This window comes from Candidatus Jordarchaeum sp. (assembly GCF_052745115.1).
On record NZ_JBRAKS010000204.1, the window covers coordinates 1 to 7,064 of the forward strand.

Below are 7,064 nucleotides of genomic sequence, written 5' to 3' on the forward strand. Positions count from 1 at the left end.
TCCAGATCGAGCAGCAGCATCGTAAGCAGCTTGAAACCTGGAAGGGCGAAGTAGGACAGTTCAAGGAGACGCTTCCCACCGTCCTAGGTTCAGTGATTGATTTGGATAAAGTGAGGAAGCTTCATGAACAGAAGGTTTCGGACTTAAGCCGGAGAAGAGAAAAATTGCAGAGAGAAGTGAACAAGTACGGAGCAAAGCTCGAAGAACTGAAATCTAAACACGACTCGGGTGTACTAGACTATGATGAGTACACTGCAAAGCGGCTTAAAATCGAGTACAAGTATGACAAGGTTCAAAAGGACTACATATATGCGAGTCTCTTTCTCTCCAAGGTTCCTCTGGAAACAGTGGTTTCACCTAAAGAGATGGAGAGGCTGGAAGAAATACAGAAACGATTCGTGGAAATAAGGATGCAGATTGAAGAGTTGCGAAGAAAAGAAAGCGAAGGATTGTACACCGATAGTGACAGGAAGCAAAAGGAGAAACTGCAAAAAGAACTAATGAAACTGGTAGAGAAACTAGACAAATATAAGAAAGGATAAGGATAAGAAAGTAGAGAATAAAAAATCTTACCCCTTTTCTTTTTTATTTTAGATTAGACACGATTTTGAATTAAAAGAATAATATTGAGAATTGTGTGTTTAACTTTTTCTCAATTTTATGCTAATAGTTCTGTTAGCTGGTTTATGTTGTCTACTTTTTCCAATTTTTCAATTGTGGACATTATTTCTCCGATTTCCTGTTTGGTTTTTACTCCCTCAGCCATGTCGTATAGTTTTTTCTTGACGTCAAAGCCTTCTTCGGGTTGGAAGAAAGCGTCGTACTTGGAGAATTGGGTGTAGCTTGTTCCGTCCTGCATGGTTATGGTTACCTCGGCTGATGATCCTATGGCGGGGTCTCCTTTGAGTTTGATTTTCTTTATTATTTCCTGCACTGTGGGGTTGAGTATTTTTTCTATTTTGAGCTGTTTAGGAGTGTACTCCTTGTCTACCAGTGATATGGCCATAGGATAGTAGCCGTCTATTAGCAGTGCTTGGTAGGTCCAGTCTCTGCGATTTTTGATTCTCTCATAGAAGTCGGGATACCGGAGAGAGTAGAATCCCGCGGTGAGCATCATGATAAACGGACACCTAATACTTACTTCCTTGACCTTTTCCGGATCAACCTCATTATTGTTCACTATCTTGATAATAGCGTCAATGGGAGCATTATAGTAGGCTACCACTGGGAATGGTTTATATACGATTTTCAGTGTTCTCCATTCTTTTCCTAAATCCTTGGTGATTATCTCCAGTTTGGATAAGTCTGGAATGTTGGAAGCCATGTTACAATAGCCTAAGGAATGTTCCAATACCTCGTGGCTTCCACTCAAACCCACTTCAGCCAGTTTCGCTGAAATTATTCCAATGTAGGCAGGCATTCCGGTGAGCATCCCCTTGCAATCCGCCACCCAGTTGATCATAATATTTCCCTGTACGTGGGTGCAAGCTATTCCCATGGCATCCATCAATTGTTCAACATCTAAACCCATTAGTCTTCCAGCCACTAGGGGAACATCAATCGCATGATTGGGAGAGGCATGTCCTACATGAACTGGATCCACCAGTACTTCCCCGGTTCTTCCTCCCACCTCGTTTCCAATCACCAAAGCTGTAATTATTTCTTTTCCACTTGAGCTGTAACTCTCACCAACTGCTAATGCTGCTGGGACTCCTACGTCTCCCACATGGGATTCTGGTAAATAGTCCTCATATTCCAGAATGCAGGATAAAAATGAGTTCACCATTGCCGCGTTCTGCATGGAGGTCTTACATCCACCGCTGATCACTGTAGACTCAGGTTTATCTCTCCAAGTTTTTACGGCTTTTATGATTTTTTGTCCGGGTTCCATCATTGATCCAGCGTATATTGTTGCCACCATATTTATCAATTGGTTTTTCACTCGTTCCACAACTTCTTTTGGAATCTGTTCAAATTTTAGATTGTGAGCCCATTCTGCTACTTTTCGTGTGATACCTTGTCTCATTTCTCCTCCTCCTTTACTTTAATAGTGATAACAGCTGCATAACCATTCCCAACCCAAGAGCAATGTTTTGTGCGTCCTTGTTTACCACCAGTCTGTCTGCTGCGGCTACGCTGGCAAAGTTTGCCTCGCCTTGAAAAACCGATCTCCAATCCGCCTCGTTCATTTCTATGGTTGCAGCCGCCCAATCACTTAGACCTTCTTCAAATCGGGCGGTTTCGGGCTCCACAGTTAAAAGATAATTTTTCTTGTCGCCTATTTTCAGGTTAAACATTTTATTCTTGATATAGTCATAGTACTGAGTGTTAGCAACTACTTTCCAGAGATAATTATATGCGTTACAAAAATGAGTTAAGCCCTCTTCTATTTCTTTCATAAAGACACCTCACGAAATACTCATTGTATATTCTACATAATTTTTTCGCAACAATTACCAAAAATTCAGTCGAAAGGCGCATGACAATTCGGTCGAAAAGTCGATTTATTCTAATTTGTACCCGCAGTATTTACAGAATTTAGAGTCCCAATCGATTTCTCTTCCGCAGTTTGAACAAAGATTGTCTCTCAATTCGGGAGCTGGAATGAACCCACTGGAAAAAATGTTGTCAATCATTCTGCAAAGATTCTTCCAAGAATCCTCAAGCCTCGCTTTGTCACTTTCAACCGACTTTTCGTCTAGTGATAACTTCCAAGCATCTGGTTTCATAATTTCATAAATTATACTGATGGAAATATGTTGCTTATCCTTCTTAAAATTGAGGTAACCGATTGAGTCAGCATGTGATAATTTCAACCTAATAATTATTTTACCTCCATCCCAATCCTTTTCAACTATCATAAACCCCATATTGGAAAGAATTTCTTCGATAAGGTCAAAAAAGGCTTCTTCCTCCAAATCAACATCATCAAATTCTCCAATCCAGAATGATTCCGCCAATTTTAACATCCACCAACAAAATTTTTGAACAAAGGATTGAACACGGCTACTAGGTACAATTGAATTTAAAACTATATTAATTTCTTTATTGAACTTATCTCTTGGGGAAAGTTCTTGGTTAATCTCTTCTTTTTCAAATTCTCTTTTATTATCCATAGAATATCTGAATCCCGTGAATCTATAAGTTGATGAGTATATTCAAAACCTTCCTTTGGAATCGCATGTATAACGACGCTCAGAGTATAACCTAGTCCCTGTTTCAACTTTTTGAACTCTTCGGATTTGCGGTCTTTAGTACCTAGTATCCGGTCAAAGATTTTTTTATGCAGGTTTAAGGCCCACTGTGCATTCTGCTCATTTTTTAAATAAAGCTGGTTCTGCCACTCCCGCTGCCACAGCCCTCATCACAAGCCAATTGTCTTTTTGAATCCAGCTTTCTAAATCTTTTAGAGTCTTTGGACCACGCTTCTTTAAAAATTCCTGGATAGCCATGGCTACGCCTTCTCTTGTTCTCCATCTTGGGTCATTTGCTAATTCTTTTAAGAGAGAAAATGTCTTAGGAAAGTATGCTGGGAAGGTTGAGCCAATAGCCCCTAGGGATCGGGCTCCGCAGAAAGGGAGCATTTCCTTTGGATCATCTACTGGCGCTTCATCTATTGAAATTTCTACTAATTTTAGAGACAAGCTCCATAGTTTTTCAGAATCTTTTGTAAAGTATTCCTCAACTATTTCAGCAAATGCTTGGGCTAATTCTAGGTTTCCTCTAGGGCCAGGGAGATTACTATTCGAAATTATATATTCGATAATCTTTTCCTCATCCCTAGTTTTTAGAAATTCATCAAAAAATTTAGCTAAATCATTTTTATGATTTTCCTTCTTACTCATTTTGTCATTCATCTCTGATTATCTCTCGTAAGATACATCCAAGGATAATTTAAAAATTTTAACATCTAATTTTTTCTTCATCGAAAAAGTCTTATATCTTGAAAACAACTCATAAAGAAAATAATCGTTAACTATGAAGGAGAGAGTCGAATGAGTGAGGATAAAGTTTATAGTGAATTGCAAAAACACCTCGACAAAATGCCCATCGGATATCCAGCCACACAGTCTGGTGTAGAGCTCCGCGTATTGAAATTTATTTTCACTCCTGAGCAGGCAAAAATTGCAACAAAACTTAACTGGGAATATGAACCCCTAGAAACCATTTACAATCGATTTGATAAAAGTGAAATCTCCGTTGAGGAGCTAAAGGAAAAATTAGACGATATGGCCAAAAAGGGATGCATCCATTACAAAATTGTGGAAGGCGAGAGACACTACGCGAATGCATTTATAGCTATTGGGATGTATGAGTACCAATTAAAAAGACTTACTAAGGAATTTCAGGAAGATTTTGAACAGTATATCAGTGAGGCATTTGCTCTGGAATTTTTAAGAACGGGAGTTAACCAGCTCCGCATTATACCAATTGAACAAAGCCTAACGGCAAAGAGTTATGTATCGACCTATGATGATTTAAGAAAAATAATTGAAAAAGAGGATGGGCCATTCTGCGTATCTGAATGCATATGCCGTAAGGCTGCAGAGATGAAAGGACAGCCTTGTAGTGTAACATCCGAGAGTGAGACTTGTATGGCTCTTGGACCCCTCGGTCAGCTGTATATTGACAATAGATGGGGACGCCAGGTGAGCAAGAAAGAAGCTCTGGAAATCTTGCGAAAAAATGAGGAAGCGGGATTAGTTCATCAACCGAGTAATGCTCAGAGACCAGAATTTATCTGTAGTTGTTGTGGGTGCTGCTGCCTACTATTATCACGTCTAAAGCAATTTCCTAATCCAGCCGAATTAATTCATACAAACTATCAAGCCCAGATAGACCCCGAACTATGCACGGGATGCGAAACCTGCGTTGAGAGATGCCAAATGAACGCATTAACAATAGTGGAAAACGTTTCAACAGTAAACCTAATTAGGTGCATCGGCTGCGGAAACTGTGTCCCCACATGCCCATCTGAAGCTATCAGACTCCGAAAAAAAGAAGAGGAAATCATTCCCCCCAAAACAGTAGAAGAACTCTATAAGAAAATTAAGAGTATAAAAAACCAAATGATCTAAACGAAAAAAGAAAGAAAAAAATTTTGTTTAGTTTTACGCACCTTTAAATTTGGGCTCCCGCTTTTCGAGGAACGCCATTACACCTTCCCTGGCATCCTCACTGACTGTGGCAATAGTTGCCAGTGCCCCCTCAAATATTAGTCCCGCATCCAGAGGACCTTGAGATCCGAAGTTCAGTGCATATTTTGCCGCTCTCTGGGCTACAGGTGGTCCTTTAGCCAGTTTAAGAGCTAACTGTTTTACCTCTTCCTCAAACTTATCGAAGGGAACCACCTTATTTACCAATCCAATTCTATAAGCTTCTTGAGCATCTATTGGTTCACCTGAAAGTATTAGCTCCTTAGCTTTGGCGAGTCCGATTAGTCTGGGCAATCTCACGGTTCCGCCCCATCCCGGTATTATTCCACGATCCACCTCCGGTTGACCGAGTTGTGAACCTTCAGCAGCTATTCTGAAGTCGCAAGCACTAGCCAGTTCGCATCCACCACCAAGGGCAAAACCCCTGATTGCAGCTATCACAATCTTGGGAAACCTTTCGATTTTGGTGGTTAATTTGGACATAAGCAGAGCGGTGTCCATCTGTGCTACAGCCATGGGAACTCCAAGAGTCAGTGTTGGAGGCTCCTTGAGATCGGCTCCTGCGGAGAAAAACCTGTCACCGGCTCCCATCAAAATTACTACATGGATATCCTGTTGGAACCATAGGTCGTCAAAAGCCTTGTCCAGCGCGTTAATCAGAGCTACGTTTAAAGCGTTGGCTTTTGGTCTGTTCATAATAACCCATGCCAAAGGTGGTTCTTTCTTAACAATAACAATATCTTCCGACAATTTTCTTACACCCCAATTTTTCAAAAATTGAACAATTTAATTCAAATTGTTAATGAACGCTTTTCAGCCTTTTATAAAAATCTTCCGCAAAAATCCTCGATTACAAAAACCATCGAATAACATAACCAAAAATACCCTGTTCTTACGACACGTAGGAAAGTGGTGAAATTAAAAAATAAAAAGTTGTATATATTTAGCTAATGAAGACTGATATGACGTTATATGCTCCCTTTTCCTAAAAGGGGGGTTTATTTTGGATTCTTTTCGCCGGCGGTTAACGTTCGCCAAAAAAGTCTAAATAGACCTTCTTTCGGGGTTTGAAGTCCTATTATCCGTTATTCGATCACAGCAGCTAAATGCGTACAACAAGATTTATTTTATATTCCAAGTTTTGGTAATTACTTCTAGAATATCTTTTTTGCGTTATGTGGTTTCTCTAAAATTGCAATTCCAGTCCAGTTCTCAGGGAATCTAAATTCGAGAAATAAAAAAAGTGAATTTGTTAATTTGTTTTGGAAGTGTCCTATTTTTGTTCCTCTTCTAATCCGAGTTCGCATACTGTATCATTGTTAACCGCACTGATGTTCACAACTCGACTGATATTCTGGGCTTCGAGGGCTCCCATTAGTAGAACAATTATACCGCACAGGGGGCAAGCTTTGTACCCTATGGTTTTTCCGTATTTGCCCATTTCCACCCAGGGACATTCAACAACTTTTATATTTATTGTGTTTTGCGTGTGAGTTATTTCGAACTCTTTGCCTAGTACCCCACTAACCTTACCCATAGTTTCTATGTCTGTCAAGAGCTCCTCTCTGGTTTTGGGTGCTTCCTTGCCTATGAACTTTTGCGCTAAATCGTTTATTATGGGGCCTAGTACTGCGGCTGATTGACGTCCGAGCAGCGTGGGCTTTACTCCCATGTTATCCGCGGATCTAAGTATGGTACCGAAAACCAATCCGGTAAGAAAGTCTTTAAATTCTGACATTCTTTTATCAACTCTTGAAATTTTTAACGAAATTTAAGACTTAAAATACTATAATACGAATTAGAAATGATTTTCTCAGATTTTAACAATGGTTTTGCTTTCCCTTTACCGTTTGTAACTGTTCTGCAATATTCCGAATAACGGTTACTTAATTATATAAGCTATTTAAA

At 39.8% G+C, this 7,064-nt stretch carries 8 protein-coding genes; 2 read left to right on the forward strand and 6 right to left on the reverse strand.

Features of this window, described 5'->3' with window-relative positions; all coding sequences use genetic code 11:
* Nucleotides 1-542: hypothetical protein (locus ACUVXA_RS13625; protein WP_445871824.1), on the forward strand; the 542-nt coding region annotated here is incomplete at its 5' end.
* A gap of 116 nt (nt 543-658) precedes the next feature.
* Here the strand turns inward: ACUVXA_RS13625 and ACUVXA_RS13630 are convergent.
* The 4 genes from ACUVXA_RS13630 to ACUVXA_RS13645 all read right to left on the reverse strand — a co-directional run bounded on the left by ACUVXA_RS13630 (nt 659) and on the right by ACUVXA_RS13645 (nt 3,845).
* Nucleotides 659-2,026, reverse strand: coding sequence for an MmgE/PrpD family protein (locus ACUVXA_RS13630; RefSeq protein WP_445871825.1), 1,368 nt, complete (start codon nt 2,024-2,026; stop codon nt 659-661).
* A gap of 13 nt (nt 2,027-2,039) precedes the next feature.
* A complete protein-coding gene (locus ACUVXA_RS13635; RefSeq protein WP_445871826.1) occupies nt 2,040-2,399 on the reverse strand; it encodes a hypothetical protein in 360 nt (119 codons plus the stop codon).
* Between the two features lie 105 nt (nt 2,400-2,504).
* Entirely contained in the window at nt 2,505-2,960 is a 456-nt protein-coding gene (locus ACUVXA_RS13640; protein ID WP_445871827.1) for a zinc ribbon domain-containing protein, read from the reverse strand.
* Nucleotides 2,961-3,314: 354 nt separating this feature from the next.
* Nucleotides 3,315-3,845 carry a HEAT repeat domain-containing protein gene (locus ACUVXA_RS13645; protein ID WP_445871828.1) on the reverse strand — a complete coding sequence of 177 codons (531 nt, stop codon included), beginning with the start codon at nt 3,843-3,845 and terminating at the stop codon, nt 3,315-3,317.
* Nucleotides 3,846-3,995: 150 nt separating this feature from the next.
* Between ACUVXA_RS13645 and ACUVXA_RS13650 the strand changes: the two genes are divergently transcribed.
* Nucleotides 3,996-5,078: an ATP-binding protein gene (locus ACUVXA_RS13650; protein ID WP_445871829.1), complete on the forward strand. Its 1,083-nt coding sequence runs from the start codon at nt 3,996-3,998 to the stop codon at nt 5,076-5,078.
* A gap of 33 nt (nt 5,079-5,111) precedes the next feature.
* Here the strand turns inward: ACUVXA_RS13650 and ACUVXA_RS13655 are convergent, their stop codons facing one another.
* Together ACUVXA_RS13655 and ACUVXA_RS13660 are read right to left on the reverse strand one after the other, a co-directional pair.
* Nucleotides 5,112-5,906 carry an enoyl-CoA hydratase/isomerase family protein gene (locus ACUVXA_RS13655; protein WP_445871830.1) on the reverse strand — a complete coding sequence of 265 codons (795 nt, stop codon included), beginning with the start codon at nt 5,904-5,906 and terminating at the stop codon, nt 5,112-5,114.
* 523 nt (nt 5,907-6,429) lie between these two features.
* Nucleotides 6,430-6,894 (reverse strand): hypothetical protein, encoded by a 465-nt coding sequence (locus ACUVXA_RS13660; RefSeq protein ID WP_445871831.1) that lies wholly within the window; start codon nt 6,892-6,894, stop codon nt 6,430-6,432.
* Nucleotides 6,895-7,064 lie beyond the last annotated feature (170 nt).